12 protein-coding genes are annotated in these 16,337 nt (G+C 27.2%); 6 read left to right on the forward strand and 6 right to left on the reverse strand.

Going from position 1 to position 16,337, the window contains the following annotated elements; all coding sequences use genetic code 11:
• From F3G70_RS02895 to F3G70_RS02920, 6 genes are all read right to left on the reverse strand, one after another.
• A partial coding sequence (locus tag F3G70_RS02895; protein ID WP_188118043.1) for a restriction endonuclease subunit S occupies nucleotides 1-379 on the reverse strand: 379 nt, incomplete at its 3' end.
• Between the two features lie 15 nt (nucleotides 380-394).
• Nucleotides 395-1,621: a restriction endonuclease subunit S gene (locus tag F3G70_RS02900; protein WP_188118044.1), complete on the reverse strand. Its 1,227-nt coding sequence runs from the start codon at nucleotides 1,619-1,621 to the stop codon at nucleotides 395-397.
• Nucleotides 1,622-1,636: 15 nt separating this feature from the next.
• Nucleotides 1,637-2,863, reverse strand: coding sequence for a restriction endonuclease subunit S (locus F3G70_RS02905; protein ID WP_149731222.1), 1,227 nt, complete (start codon nucleotides 2,861-2,863; stop codon nucleotides 1,637-1,639).
• A gap of 12 nt (nucleotides 2,864-2,875) precedes the next feature.
• Nucleotides 2,876-4,408, reverse strand: coding sequence for a type I restriction-modification system subunit M (locus F3G70_RS02910; protein ID WP_149731223.1), 1,533 nt, complete (start codon nucleotides 4,406-4,408; stop codon nucleotides 2,876-2,878).
• An 8-nt stretch (nucleotides 4,409-4,416) separates the two neighbouring features.
• The gene (locus tag F3G70_RS02915) at nucleotides 4,417-7,206 is read right to left on the reverse strand and encodes a type I restriction endonuclease subunit R (protein WP_149731224.1); all 2,790 of its coding nucleotides are present in this window, start codon (nucleotides 7,204-7,206) and stop codon (nucleotides 4,417-4,419) included.
• A gap of 337 nt (nucleotides 7,207-7,543) precedes the next feature.
• Nucleotides 7,544-7,954: a hypothetical protein gene (locus tag F3G70_RS02920; RefSeq protein WP_149731225.1), complete on the reverse strand. Its 411-nt coding sequence runs from the start codon at nucleotides 7,952-7,954 to the stop codon at nucleotides 7,544-7,546.
• Nucleotides 7,955-8,867: 913 nt separating this feature from the next.
• Here F3G70_RS02920 and F3G70_RS02925 point away from each other — a divergent pair.
• The 6 genes from F3G70_RS02925 to F3G70_RS02950 all read left to right on the forward strand — a co-directional run bounded on the left by F3G70_RS02925 (nucleotide 8,868) and on the right by F3G70_RS02950 (nucleotide 16,139).
• Nucleotides 8,868-9,167, forward strand: a complete 300-nt coding sequence (locus F3G70_RS02925) for a hypothetical protein (RefSeq protein ID WP_149731226.1) — start codon at nucleotides 8,868-8,870, stop codon at nucleotides 9,165-9,167.
• Nucleotides 9,168-9,366: 199 nt separating this feature from the next.
• Nucleotides 9,367-10,971, forward strand: coding sequence for a winged helix-turn-helix domain-containing protein (locus F3G70_RS02930; protein WP_149731227.1), 1,605 nt, complete (start codon nucleotides 9,367-9,369; stop codon nucleotides 10,969-10,971).
• A 10-nt stretch (nucleotides 10,972-10,981) separates the two neighbouring features.
• Nucleotides 10,982-11,812: a hypothetical protein gene (locus F3G70_RS02935; RefSeq protein ID WP_149731228.1), complete on the forward strand. Its 831-nt coding sequence runs from the start codon at nucleotides 10,982-10,984 to the stop codon at nucleotides 11,810-11,812.
• Between the two features lie 53 nt (nucleotides 11,813-11,865).
• A complete protein-coding gene (locus F3G70_RS02940) occupies nucleotides 11,866-13,338 on the forward strand; it encodes a hypothetical protein (protein ID WP_149731229.1) in 1,473 nt (490 codons plus the stop codon).
• A gap of 454 nt (nucleotides 13,339-13,792) precedes the next feature.
• A complete protein-coding gene (locus F3G70_RS02945; protein ID WP_149731230.1) occupies nucleotides 13,793-14,575 on the forward strand; it encodes a plasmid pRiA4b ORF-3 family protein in 783 nt (260 codons plus the stop codon).
• A gap of 136 nt (nucleotides 14,576-14,711) precedes the next feature.
• Complete coding sequence (locus F3G70_RS02950; protein ID WP_149731231.1) at nucleotides 14,712-16,139, forward strand: gamma-glutamylcyclotransferase family protein; 1,428 nt, start codon at nucleotides 14,712-14,714, stop codon at nucleotides 16,137-16,139.
• Nucleotides 16,140-16,337 lie beyond the last annotated feature (198 nt).

The raw sequence follows: 16,337 nt of genomic DNA on the forward strand, positions 1-16,337 counted from the left end.
TGTATTCTAAAGAAACATTGTCTTTTAGTATCATCCCATATATTGCTTGGCTGGTAGCAATATCTTTACGATTGATGGCTACAAAACCTACTGATGCGTAAATTGAATATAGTAAGGAATTTTTAGGAATAATCCATGCACTGGAGTTATCTAATCCCCATTTTGTTATTGTTTTTTCTGTGTAATTAATATATTTTCCTTGTGAGGTCATATCCTTAATACTTAAAAAAGGAATGTCTCCATCATAATAATCTGGATTAGAAGACTTTGGAGTTCCTCCTGCTTTACCTTCCTTAATTAAATCACCCAACTTAACATTATCCCACTCATCATTAAATCCACTAAATCGTAATTTAGGTATTAATCTCTTTTTATTCATCATAAACACCTGATTTTAAACAAACATTTGTTGGAGTAAACTTTTCTTAAACATTGAAATTTTGGAATTTTGTTTTTTTATTGTATTTATTTTTAAATCTAAATCAGATAAGAAATCTGCAATTTTTTTCTGTTCTTCATATTGGGGTAAATTTATTTTAAATGATTCTATTTCCTTTTTACTAATATTCGGTTGAGCTCCAGCAACCAATGTTTTCTGTAATTCTCGTTTGAAAGAATTACTGAGAGTATATTGAACTAAAAAAGGATAATATAATTTTGGAGATGTCTTTTTAAACAATCCTACTCGTTGGTTTATGTATGATTCATGTTCTAAATCATAAACTGCGACTTTACCTGTTGTTGCTCCAGACATTGCAATAATAAGTTCACCTTTTTTAATAATGAAATCAGAATCATTGTCTAGTTTGTCATAATATACTAAATCATCCAATATTACAGAATTATTTGAAGATATATTGGAAATTCTAACTATCGGCATTCCTTCTTCTTTAAAAAGTTCACTTTTGAATGCATAACCCCCATTAAGTGAAATTATGTCTTTTAATTGTAATTGTTCCCAATTCTCACTAAAATTGCTATTCTCATCTTTAAATCTTAATTTCTGTGCGAAAATCTGTTGGATCAGATATTTCTTGAAATCTACATATGCCTTGCATTTTTTTTCGAGTATTTCAATTTTATTATCAATTTTTAAAATAAAATTACTTATTTTCTGTTGTTCTTTAATTGAAGGTAAATTCACATTAATTTTTGATAAATCTCTCAAGGAAATTGATTCGTATGCAGTTACATTAATTCTTTTCTTAAAATCTTTAATAAAGATAGGAGTATTGAAATATGTTTCTAAAAAATAAGGATTTTCAGATGTTTTAATAATTGCAACACTACTCCTAAATGTATATTCATTATTATAATCTTTTATAACCGCAGTTCTACATGTACTCCCAATTATTGTTAATAATACATCTCCATTTTCAATTTTATATTTTTTATGAAGTTTATTGTAATCTTCATGTGATATTTGTTGTGAATCATCACTTATATGTATTTTACCATTAAACACATCCTTAGAACTTAATAAATAAACTCCATCATCTACAATTTTATGACTTGCATGAGTACCATCCTTAATTTTTGAAATGTCTGATAAACTTATACATTTCCATTCATCATCAAATCCAGCAAATCGTAATTTAGGTATTAATCTCTTTTTATTCATCATAAACACCTGATTTTAAACAAACATTTGTTGGAGTAAACCTTTTTTAAATTCTTGCATATTTTTTAAATTATTATCAATAGAAGAAATCTTATTATCTACACTAGACATTAAATTAACAATTTTTACTTGTTCTTCTTTTGAAGGATATTGTATTTTAAAATTTCTAATTTCTTTTAATGCCAATTTTGGTTGGGCATTATTAGTTTGAACAGCTATAATTCTATTCTGAATCATTGTTGTATTTAAATAATATTGTAAATAATCAATGTTAATTTTGATTTCTGAGATCCTGTTCGCATTTTCAGTTAAATTAGCTTTATCTAAACACTTAGGGACTTTTTTTACCAAACCTAATGTTCCTGCAACAGATATTATTAAATCATTATAATCAACAATATAATTTTTTATTTGAGGATAGATTTCAGCTGGAACATATTGATATGTACTTAAATCTTCAAAATCATTATTCATATTAGAAACAGTTATGTAAGGATGATTATTTGGTTCATTAATCAATGAAGAACCTTTTGGCATTCTTTTACCACCAGTAACTTTGGAAATATCTTTTAATTTAACACTTAGCCATTCATCATCAAAATCAAATCTTAATTTCTGTGTGAAAATTTGTTGCATCAAATACTTTTTGAAATCTAAATATGACTGATATTGGTTTTCTAACAAATCAATTTTCTTATTAACAGTAATTAAAAATTTAGATAATTTTTCTTGTTCTTTTGTATTAGTAGGTAAAATGTGTTTGGTGTTAAAAAAATCATTTACAGCAATATTTAACAAACCATGATTCCTAGCACCTTCAACAGCAATTTTATAAATCTCTTTATACCACTTATCTGTTTCAAAATATTCTTTTAACAAATCAGAGTTCATTTTCTCATTAATTTTGAAACAAATATATAAGGTAGAGATTGCCCCATTTTCATAATTATCTAATCGTTTCACTGCCCCATATGGATAACCATTAGAATAACTTTTATTATAAGCAAATTCTCCTTTATTCAACAAATAATAATTTATCAGACTATCACTTGCTACAATTTTATTAAAATATTCGATTTGATCTACTAAACCATATTGGGCAGAAATAGTCAATGGTCTATCAGTTTCTAATGATTTATTTTTTCTAGTGATTCTTTCAGAAATCTCATTTAATTTAAAAGATTTCCATTCTTCATTAAATCCACTAAATCGGAGTTTAGGCACTAATTTTTCATTTTCCATAATAATCCATCTTTAAAATTTTGGTGTTCTAATACCTAATTCTTCACAGTATTTTTTGATTTCAGCATCTACTTCATCCATTTCTTTGGATATTCTTTCTAATTCATCACATACTTCATCTAAATCAACTGGTTCTTCTTCTTCAAAAGTATCGACATATCTAGGAATGTTTAAATTGAAATCGTTTTCTTCAATTTCTTCTAAACTTGCTTTATGTGAGTATTTTTCGATTTCTTCACGATTAGCATAAGTATTAACAATTTTTTCAATGTCTTCTGCTCTTAATTTATTTTGGTTTTTAACTTTTTCAAAGTCTTTACTTGCATCTATGAATAATATGTCCTGATCATCTTCCCTGCATTTTTTAAAGATTAAAATACATGTTGGAATGGAAGTTCCATAAAATAGATTTGCAGGCAATCCTATTACTGCGTCTAAGTAATTTTTTTCTCCTACCAAATATTCACGGATTTTACCTTCTGCTGCTCCTCTGAATAATACTCCATGAGGCAACACAATTGCCATTGTTCCGCTTTCATTTAATTGGTAAATCATATGTTGCACGAAAGCATAATCTGCTTTACTTTTAGGTGCTAATTTACCATAAGCGCTGAATCTACTGTCCATTTCCATTTCTTTGCTTGCACTCCATTTTGCAGAGAATGGAGGATTCGCAACTACAGCGTCAAATCTCATTTCTTTGTGTTGTGGGTCTTCTAATGTATCTCCTTGCTTTATATCAAATTTATCATATTTGACTCCATGCAATATCATATTCATTCTAGCTAAGTTGAATGTTGTAGTGTTTAGTTCTTGTCCATAGTAGTTTGCTACTTTTGCTTCTTTTGAAATTCTTAATAGTAATGAACCTGAACCACAAGTAGGGTCATACACATTCTTTATTCTATCTTTTCCAAGTGTTACAACTTTAGCTAGAATTTTTGATACCTCTTGTGGAGTATAAAATTCTCCCGCTTTTTTTCCTGCTTCAGATGCAAATTGGCTAATTAAATATTCATATGCATCTCCTAGAATGTCTGATTCTTCATTATCAAATTCAAAGTCAATATCATTTAATAATAACAATACATCAGATATTTTTTGGTTTTTATCTCCATCTTTTTTACCTAATTTTGTTGAATCTAAATCTACATCATCAAATAGGTTATCAAAATCATCTTCACTTTCATGTCCTTGTGAAGAATTAGTTATATCATTAAAAGCTTGTTTTAAATCATTCCTGATGGTTTGATTAGTTTTACATTTTTCTATAATTGAGCTAAATAAATATTCTGGATTGATAAAGTAACCTAATGTATTTACACTATCTTCTTTAAGATCTTTTTTCCATTCTTCATCTTCACATGCTTCTTGGAATGTAACTTCATCTAGTTTCAATTCTTCATTTAGGTAGTTTTCTTGTTTTTCTGATAAATAACGATAAAATATAAATCCTAAAATATAGTTTTTATATTCATTCGCATCCATATTTCCTCTTAATTCATCTGCAACTGCAAATAATTTTGTTTCCAAGTTTGTAACCATTGTTTCACCTATTCAAAATTAAACATATCAAATATTGCTAAAATTTCATCTTTAACTTTTCTAATTTTTGCTTTCCTATCTTTATATTTCAAAGTTTTATCTTTAAATGCTTCTCTAATTAATTGTTCATCTAATTTTTCAGAAAATTCGTATTCACTTAATAAATCACGTGTAACCTCTTCTATTAATTCCTCCTCATCAATTAAATCACATATGGCTTGTCTTTTTTCATTTTGAATAAATGTATCGAATTCCTCTTTAATATTCAGACCTTTACCTCTTATGTGATTTAGTTCATAGTCCATGAATTTTTCCATTAATTTAATCTTACTTCTTAAATTAACGGTGTTTTCCATCATTTTAACAATTCTTTCTCTTTCTTTATCATAATTATCTTTTATATTCATGTTTTCAAGTAATTCAAGAATATAATCTACATTAATCTTGTCATTTCTAAGCAGATCCAATTCAAAATCAATATCATCCAATATTGATATTCCTCCAGCACCATATCCTCCATCAGTGCCGGTTTCTTTTATATTTAAATAAGCTCCTGTGAAATCTTCATATTCCTGTTCATCAATGTTTAAATCGTTAAAACTAAATTCTACAAATGTTTCTAATTTATTTTTTGTTTTAATAAGTTTTTTAAATGCTAATACAAAATCTTTCTTTTTACTTTCACTTTGAAGATTATAAGCATCCTGAGCTGTTTGAACTAGCTCATATAATCTATCTAAATCCTCATTAAATCTTTTTACAAGGGCTTTGTAAGTTGGCAGAAGAATATCTTCTGATGGTGCATTATTTGAGAATAAAGCTATTGCTTCATCAACTTTTTCCTGAAGCGGCCTATAACATACAATATTCCCATGAGATTTACGAGGATTACAGATTCTATTTGTTCTGGAAAATGCTTGTAACAATCCATGATATTCAAGGTTTTTATCGACATATAATGTATTTAGTAACTTACTGTCAAAACCAGTTAAAAACATGTTTATAACTAATAGTAAATCTATTTCACGATTTTTCATTCTTTTACATACGTCCCGATGGTATTCTCCCATAGTTTCTGTATCGAAGTTAGTTCCAAACATTTCATTGTAATCTACCATATATTCATCTAATAATTCTTGTGAATGCTTTTCCCTATCATCAAAATTCTCATTAGGTGCATATGTAAAGATTGTAGCTATTTTAAAATTTAAGTTCCTTTCTTTTATTTTTTCTTTAAATAATTTATAATAGTCGTGAATGAATCCTGTTGGATTATCTTTAGTTTTTTGAGAAACTGCAAAAATAGCATTAAATTCACTGTCTTTTGTTTTTACATTATAGCTATCCAAGATATGATCAACGATTAAATTTAATCTGTCTTTATGTGCATAAGCTTCATTAATTTTAATGGAGTGTACTTTCTCATCAATGACGCCCTCTTTAATTTTTAATGTGTTATAGTAATCTATTGAGAATCCTAACACATTATAATCAGCTATTGCATCTTTAATCATATAAGTGTGTAATCTCTCACCGAATATTGTTTTAGTAGTCTTATGGCCCATTGCATTTTCTTCAAATATTGGAGTTCCTGTAAAACCATAAGATAAACTATTTTTAAAGAAATTACTTATATCTTGCTGCATTTTGCCAAATTGACTTCTATGACACTCGTCATAAATAAAAATGATATTTTTATCTCTAATTTTTTCTAATTTTTTACTAGTATGTTTTCTATTTACTGCAATAGCTAATTTTTGGATGGTAGTTGTGATAAGTGGATTTTTATCACTTAAAAGATTTTTAACTAATGCTCCAGTATGTTCCGATGTTCCAACACATTTAGGGCAGAATTTATTGAATTCCTTATTAGTTTGATCATTTAAGTCTCGTCTATCAACAACAAATATAACTTTATAAATAGAGGGTTCTTCAGCTAATAATTGGCTGACTTTGAAAGACGTTAATGTTTTACCACTACCAGTAGTGTGATATACATATCCATTCTTTTTATTTTCTAATGCTTGAGTTAATACTGCATCTACAGCATATTTTTGATATGCTCTTAAAACCATGAGCTCTTTTGTGGATTCATTTAATACCATGAATTTAGAAATCATTTTAGCAATATTGCATTTCTCTAGAAAGTCTTCTGTAAATTCATTTAGTGGGTAAATGTTATTATTGTCTTTATCTTTCCAATAGAATGTGTATCCGAAATCAACATCGTTAGGCCTACCATTAGCAAAATATTTTGTATATAATCCATTACTTACAATGAAGATTTGAATATAACCAAATAAATTCTTATATGATGTTTTCATGTATCTTTTAACTTGATTAAAAGCTTCAGATATTGCTATTGACCTTCTTTTGAGTTCAACTTGAACCAATGGCAATCCATTAATTAATATAGTAACATCATAACGGTTTTCATGTGTTCCTCTCATAGTAATTTGGTTAGATACTTGAAAGATATTTTTACACCAATCTTTTTGATTTAAAAATTTAATTGACACTGACATTTCATTGTCTCTTTTTATCGTGTATTCATCTCTTAGTTTGTCTGCTTTGTCGAATACTGAACCTGAATCTAAATAAATGAGTATTCTTTCAAATTCATCATCAGTTAATGGTTTTCCATTGAGTTCTTTCTTATTTAATTTTTCTAATTGAATTTTAAAGTTTGCATTCAATTCTTCTTCATTTTTTATTTTAATAAATTCATATCCCATTCCTTGAAGTTGTTTGATGAATTTATCTTCAAGCATTTTTTCACTTTCGACATCAACTGGCATCATGAAAACTCCTAATCTTTATATTATTATTTATTATAATTAACATATTATAATGATTATTATTTATGTTTAAATTGGGACAACAAATTTCATTGTTGATTTTTTTGATTTTACATAACATTTTTTCTCTAGTTTAAATAGTATTGTATCATTATAAAAATCTATGAATTAAATATTAAAAATAAAAAACATGATTTAAGAATTAAAAAATATGAATAAAACTAAAATACAATCAAATATAATATTTAATTAACATCTAAAATCCAATTAATCCAATATAATCCTATAAAAAACTACCTATAATCCTAAACTAATGAATTTAAACCAACATTAAAAATCAATCAAGACCAATATTTCTTTCTTCTTCAATAATTTCTTGCTCAACCAGACCATACTTTATTCTCTTCAACAAGTCATCAAAATAATATTTAAGTGATAACATTAATTCAACTTCTTCATTCCATTCAGATATTTCATTATCAAGCACTTTCTTCCATTCTTGATAGTCGATATTTATCTCAGCAAATTCTTCTTTATTAATTTTTTCTAAAATTAAAAAATAGTTAATTCTAATATCTTCTCTTATCTTCTGAAGTTCAGTATAGTTATTGATTAGATTATCAATTCTATAATTAATTAGTTCAATTCTTGCTTTATCATATCTTATTTTCATTTCTCTAAATGCATCTAAGACAACATGTTCATCAGCATTTAATTCATCATAGGACTTGATTTTATCTTTATGCATTTAATCACCTACTTACTTATTTAATAAGCAAGTATTTAATTCTTTTTAGACATTTTGAATTAATTGATAAAAATCTTCATTAATGAATTTTTTTAAAAATTATTTATAGTTGAAACAAGATAAATTTCTGAAAAATTTATGATAAATGACTGTAAAAAATTTAACTGACATATTTATTTCTATTTGAGATTTATTTTGATTATGGAGAATATCGTTAGAAATTTTCTAGAACACATGTTAGAATAGTTTGGTTAGATTAAATTGAACAAAAAATATATAATTTATAAGTAAACAATGAATATCTTTCAAAAAACAAGAAAAAATATGAAAAGAATATTACATAATTATATTGATAAATACTACACACATACTTGAGAAATCAAAGAACAGAAATTAATGCACACAAAAATTTCATATGCATCATATGGATTAAAAACTGAAATTATATACAAGCAATTTGACCTTAATATCTCAAGACCAAGCACATATTTACATGAAAAAGAATTATCGCCACAATACATCAACAAAAAGAACAAAAAATTAAATAAAATCAAAAGATTAAAAATAGAACCTATCAATTACTACTATTACTAGAGGAATTTATAAAGATTAGTAAGAAAATTTATGTTAAATTGGCCTTAATTGATGCCCATACAAAAATAATAATCAATGACGAATTAATTCCAAAAGATTAATTCAACAATGAATAATTCGATTCATAAATTTTTACAATACCGCAAATATGATTTAATAGTAAAAAAATGTTTTAGGTAAAATCTAAAGAAATCAACAAAGAATTAGACGCCCTTCATTTTTTTTTAAAAACTTTTATATACGTAAATAATACAATTTATAATCATGTTTGAATCAGATTATAATAAATGGTTAATAGAAAAAAGTAAAATTAAAAATTTTGATAAAATATCAGAAGAAGTTAAAAAAGGAAATTTATAAAGCAGAACAAGAATTAACTGACAATGAAGAATTTGATTTAATTGAAATTATTATTAATGAACGTGAGGGACATCCTCCTGAATATAAATATACTTTTACATGGATAGGTTATGATAAAGAACTTGAAAGAGGTGCAGAAGAGATGGGATGTACAGTAGAACAAGCAGAAGAGATTGTTGAGAGAGCAGGTCATGAAATGATGAATGAGATACTTGGAGAATTCATCCCTCTTGGAGATAATGATGAAATAATTGTTTAATTCAATCGAATCTTCTTTTTATTTCTTAAATATATTAAATTTAAATAATTATTTGATTTATATATAAATAATCAAATATATTCTATACATTGTCATAATTTGACATAGATATTGATATTAGTAAAAATATATTTTGATAGTAGAACTTATTGGGTAACTTTAAATTAAATATTAAATATACTAATAAGTAGGTGAAATCATGAGTCTGCCAAAATATAAAGATTTTCTTGTTCCAGTTCTAGAATTCTTCAAAGATAATAGAATCCATTCAAAAAACGAAGTTTCAAACTATCTAATTGATTTATTTGAACTAACTGATGAAGACATTAATCAAAAAAATAATACTGGTAAAGTTTCTATATTCAATTCAAGAGTAAATAGGGCTATTTCTGATTTAGTTAGAAGTGATCTATTAAAAAAAGAAAAAAGAAGCATTTTTCAAATTTCAGAAGAAGGTTTGCTTCTCTCTAAAAAAGATTCAGAAGAAATTCAAAAAATAATTATAAAAAAAATAAGGTCTAGTCGTAGAGTTAGGCCTATTAATGATTCACTTGATATTAACATTAAGTCTTTTGGAGCAATTTCAGAGTCAAAAATGGATATTGGTAAAATTAATGTTGTTGGTGGACAAAATGCAACAGGTAAATCTACAACAAGTAAATTATTATATTGCTTTTTGAAATATAGTTCAGCTAATCGTCAAAAAGAAGCTTATGAATCAGTAATTGATCAGATTGAAAGTTTATTTTTAATGAGTAGAAGATTATATCCTCTAAGAGAAGGTTTTAATTTTGCAGAATTTTTTCATAAGACTTCATTAAATACATATGAAATGTTAGAACTTTATGGAAAATTTAAAGAATTTGTTTATGATGAAGAATTTGATGAAGTTTATCCAAGACGCAGAACAAAAACTAGAATTTTTGATGAAATCGAAGAGATTGATAAGTTAATAGAGATAATAGAAGAAGATGGAATTCCTTTATTTAATTTAATAATGAATAATTTATTGGAATCTGAATTTTCAAATAAGATGAAAGGTTATGTCGAATTTAAAGGGGTTTTAAATGGCAATGAATTTAAATTTTCATCAAACTTCAGCAATGGATATAATTTTAATAAAGAAGGAGAATTGTTTATAAATGATGTTTTCTATATCGATTCATTTTCATCACTGGATATTAATCAAATTAATGGCTTAAATAATACTAATCATGTACAATCATTGTTAAAGGCATTTAATAAAAAATCTGATGAATCTTATGATTTATTTGATCCAATAAAAAACCCCAATATAAGAAAACTTGAAAAGGACATAAATACATTATTAAAAGGTAAATTTCATTATGAAGATAATGAATTAAAATATTCTGATGATTACGGAATAACCTGTTCCATGAGTAATACCGCTTCAGGAATTAAGCAAATTGGAATCATACAACTATTATTAGGCTATCGGAAGCTAAAACCAAATTCATTTTTAATCATTGATGAACCTGAAGTTAACTTGCATCCTGAATGGCAAATCAAGTTAGCTGAAATACTTGTAATATTAGCAAAAAATCTTGATGTTAAGATTTACATTAACACCCATAGCCCAATGTTTATTGAAGCCATGAGTTTATATTCTGAGTATTATGGCTTATTAAATGATACAAATGTTTATTTAACTGAAAAACATAAGCTTGGAGGATTCACATTCAAAAAAATTGATCCGAAAGACATGGGTGCCGTTTATGAAAACCTATCAAGACCTTATGATGATTTAGATAAGATTAAATCAAAATTAATATTTAGAAGTTAATGGTGGTTAAATGCCTGAAGACTACACTGATGAAGAAAAGTTATTTATTAATTTTTTAAATTATTATTCCAACTATCATATGGCTGCTTATAGAATAGCCGAAAATAATAATCATGAAACCATTCTTCCAACTGACCGGGGCAGAAATCGATTTGAGATGTATGCGCTGGATGAGATATGCAAATCCTGCCAATGTTTTAAACATCAAGATTATGAATCCAGACCTAAAACTACTGATGCTATATGGTATAAAAAGCACGATGATAAGTTTTTCATATTTTTAATTGAATTTAAAGGAGATTACCTTTGTAAACATTCAAATAAATGCAGTTTAATAGATATTTTAGATACATTAAAACAGAAAAATGAAGCTTTAAATCATGAACTTACTGGTGAGATAAATCAGCTTAAAAAAATTGTGGGAAAATATTCTGATAAAATGCTTAATGGCCTTGCTGTAAAACCACTTGAAACGGTTACAATAGCTCTGCCTTTAATTTATGAAGAGTATTACAATAAAAATAAAGAAAATAATATTGAACATTTGGATATTAGTAATTTCTTAAAAAACTCAAAAATTATTTATCGTGTAGTTTCAATTTCAGAAAACTATACTCCTAATCGTTGGAGATCAAGAGGAAATGCATATAGATGTTCAAATGTAACTCCAATCGCATGTACAAAATATGCAGAAGCTGAAAATGATGATGAACCCATAAAATCTTATGAAGATAGTTTAAAAGCATTTCACAGAAGATATTTGGATGCAGGCATTATTCAAAGTGCCGATTTTATTGAAAACACAGAATTTAATAATTTTATAATTAATTGCCTAGAATAAAAAGATTTTTTATTTCAGTACATTGCAATAAATTAAAAAATGTGGTGAGAATCATGACAAATCAAGAATTTGAAGAGGACATATTAGAACTTCCAGATACATCTCTACCATTTTTGCTTTATGGTATTTATAAGCCCAAAAAATTTAAATGGAATAAAATCAATAATATCCAAGAAATAAACTCTATTACTTTTTCAAATGACCATATAAAGAAGATTATTCCATTAGAAATAAAATCAAATAAGAAATATTATGATAAAGGATATTTAATTCATTTTAATGAACAATATTCTGAAGAAGCATATAGTATTATTAATGACTCCGAATCTCCATTCTGTGAATGGAAAACAATTGAAATAGATGGAAACCCGGTTAACCTTTTGATTAATAAACAAAAAAAGAATAATTTTCATCCTGATGATTATTCAAATCCCTTTTTCGCTTATGGCATATTTAAACCTGGCCAAATTGCTTTTTCGAAAATCTGCAAATGTGTTAAATCCATTGAAAAAGTAACACTTAATTCAGAAATGATACTTATGGATGCAATGGCATTAATCAGTGAAAGTTACTCCCGTAAAAATTCAACTGATGGTTATTTAATTCATTTTAAAGATGGAAAAGAAAATGAAGCTTATAATATCATTTCTAGTACTGAACCTAAAGAGTTTTATAAGTGGAAAACTATTCTTATTAAAGATAATCCGACAAATGTTTTAATAGGAATACATCCAAAAATGGATGGTCCTTTTAAAAAAGTGATTACCAATTATGATGGGGCATCTGATTTATTTTTTATGGACGCATTAGATTTAATTGAAAAAGAAAAGTATAGTAATGATTTTTTTAAACTTCAAATGAATTATTTATTATTATGGGCATCAATTGAACGATTTTGTGTTTTAAAGTATGGGGAAAAAACCTCTTCTAGAAATAACCAAAGATTTGCTGGCGAAAGAATGTTTCGAAATTTTATTAAAAATAATTATAAAAATCATAACCGGGAAGTTTGGGCTTATGAAAGATGTGTTTTTTCACCTAAAAAATTAAAAGATGTTTATTTTGATATTGAGGATTGCAGACAGATAATTGAATATTATTATGCTATACGATGCAATGTTGCTCATAGAGGCAAGGCAACAAATGAATTAAATACCGTAAGAGCCTCATTAAATGAATTATTAATTATTTTTAGGGATATATTGAAAGATACATTTAATATAGTTACAATTGAAGATATTAATTTCCATCTTCCATATGGTTTTAAAGAAATTAGCGAAGAGATTACAGATGATGCCATTTTAAAAACTTTTAAAAAAGATGAAAGCATCTTAATAGAAGGAATTCCAAATTATGAAATTAATATTATTATTCAAGAGAATAATGAATTAGAAAATACATTTACACGTGAAAATGGTTTATTGGAAGGAAATGTTTATAAATTTGTTGAAAATAATAAATTAGTAGAAATTAAAATTAATGATGAAAAAATAAGGGATATAATTAATGAATTCTTTATTAATTAAAGCCAAATAAAACAATTAATAATTTCAAATTCTCCATTTTTGAATTTATTCTTTAAGATTTATTGGATGTTGGAGATTATTCTGTTTAAATCATTTAAGGCAATAATATAGGTATTCATCCTATTTTATAATTAAGAATATAGTTGTTGAAACTCAAACAACACATCCACAGATTCATCTACATTAAGTTCATCATCCAATAGTTTTAATGTTCATGATGTTGATTTTGGTGACATTGCAAGAGAACAAGCTCAGGAATTCGGATATACTATATTTCATAACATGACCAACATTACATAGAATTTCATGACCCAAGATGTGGAAGCGGAGTTTATCCTGATTAATTAATCATTTTTAATTAATTTTCATTGATTATTATAGATAATGAAATTTTAACTTTTAAATTTATGACCTACAAAAATTTTATATACCAATTAAACACAAATTATATATTATGAAAGGTTTTGAAATTAAAATTCAATTGTATGGAATTTACCCTCAAATCTCAAGGGAATTGATTTTACCGGAAAAGACAACATTTCCGGAGTTTCAAAAAATCATTTGCAAATTATTCTCTCTTGATAATGAAACACCTCTTGGTTTCTGGCATGACACTGAATTCGATGGTTATATTGACCCTAAAAATTTCTTAGTTGAAAAATACATATACCAGAAATTTTATTTTGAACATTATGATTTTAACAACAAAGAAGTATGGTATGAAGTCACCCTAAACAGGGTTGTTGATTACGATAGGAATTATGCAACGATAACCAATTACTCAGGAGACTTTAACCTAGATAAAATCCAAGAGGAATTAAAAAGCATGACAATCCTGAGAAACAGAGCTTATGACATAATTATCAATTGCGAAAAGACAAAAGAAGTCATCAAAAGGGAGTTTCTGATTCCTGAAAAAACAACTTTCAATCAGTTGGAGAAAATTATCATGATAGCTTTCGATACAAAGCCCATTTCATTTGAAAGAGATGATGTTTTGGTTGATGACTGCTTTAAAAAGTCAATTAAAATATATAGCCAAAATAAGGAATTCAACATAGACGTTAAAAAGAGAATTTACTCAGATAAAAGATTTCCTCTTTTAATAAATTATGAAGGCGGTCTTAATCCTTTTGATTTGTGGTGGGAATATTATCCGAAAGTTCCGGTCGATGAATGTCAATGCTCTTTAGATGATTTCATTAACACTGAAGAAGCAATCGATTCACATTCATGAAAAATTCCATATGAAAAATAACCACAACTTATATATAATATAAAAACAAAACTAATATATAGCCACTGAAAGTGTATAGAATAATGTTGAATTTAACCTATACTTTTTTTCAAAAAAATTTACAGGAGCCATTACTATGAAAATATTAAGATTAAATAAGCAAAATGAACCAGATATAGATGAACTTTTCAGAATGCTTTCCGATTTGGAAGGTTTTCTCGATGAAGACGTAAATATAAATGATGAGTTATGGAATCAGAACTTTCAAACAGTTCTTGATTTTCAGGACCCCGACGGAAGTTTCAATCTTTTAAATTTCATTGACATGCCGTCAGATGCGAGAGTTGACTTCTATTATATGCCAACATATGTCTGCACTGCAGTTTTAATGAAGACATACCTGACTGATTCCTCCAGATTCAATACAAAGGAAAAATCCGCTCTTTCAAAAGGTCTTAAAATGTCATGCTGCAGAAATTTATCCGGACATGGGTATGGAGGATTTAAAGGCCAAATCGAAGCCTTGAACATATTCATGAAAGGAGGAGTAAGAGAATTTATAGATTTATTCCCGGACTTCTGTCCCAAATTCAGCGAGATGATAAGGAGAATCATCTCCAGCTTCAGGGATATGGAATCTCAAGGCAAATTCTTTGGATCTTGGGGCGAAAGCTATGAAACGGAAATCAAGGCAATCAATGAATACTTTTCAAATAGAAATGTGTTTGTCTATGGAACGCTTATGAAGGGAGAAGGCAATGCCCGCTACCTCCAAAACAGCGCTTTCCTCTGCACTGCCGTAATCACAGGCTATCAGATGTATGATGTTGGCTGGTATCCAGCAATCGTTTCAGGAGATAACCTGATTACAGGTGAGCTGTACAGAGTTCCGATTAAAGATATGCCGGCGATTGACATGCTCGAAGGGGAAGGCACACTCTACATCAAAAAATGTGAAAGAGTAACAGACAGCAAAGGAAATACGACCTTTGCATTTGTTTACATTTACAATGAAGATGTTTCAAACCTTAAAAAAATAGATTCATGGAAGGAATATGTATGGTATGTTTCTTATGGAAGCAACATGCTAAGGGAAAGATTCATGTGCTATATAAAAGGTGGATCCTATGAAGGCAGCAGATATCGCGATCCTTGCGATGATACATCACTGCCCATAGCTGTCAAAACTGTTGAGATACCATATGACATGTACTTTGGTAATGAATCCGGTTCATGGGAAAATGGAGGTGTTTCTTTTATTGATACTACTAAAAAGGGCAAAGCTCTTGGAGTAGCCTATCTTATAACCAAAAAGCAATTTAAACATGTTCGGGAGCAGGAAAATGGCGGACATTTTCCTGGAAATGGTAAATGGTATACTGATATCATTGACCTTGGCGAAATGGATGGTTTTGAAGTAAAAACCATAACCAATAAAATCTTTCGTCGTTACAACAAACCCTGCGATGCATATTGGGATACATTGATTAAAGGAATAAAAGAAAACTGGCCGGATATGTCTGATGAAGACATTACTGATTATCTAATCAATTGTATTAGATAATTATCCTTTATTTTTTAAAGGATTTGTCAATAAATCTTTAATCTATTAATTTACTTATTTTTCTATATTTAGTTATTTGATAAGAAATCCAATATTAATTATTCCACTATTTTTTCAAGAAGTAAAGGATTACCAATCTTTTAAAAGAAGATAATGAAGTTTTTGAAATTAATCTGAAACAATGAAGTGCAGTAAATA

Origin of the sequence: Methanobrevibacter millerae, from assembly GCF_900103415.1 — an archaeon.
Lineage (GTDB): Archaea > Methanobacteriota > Methanobacteria > Methanobacteriales > Methanobacteriaceae > Methanocatella > Methanocatella millerae.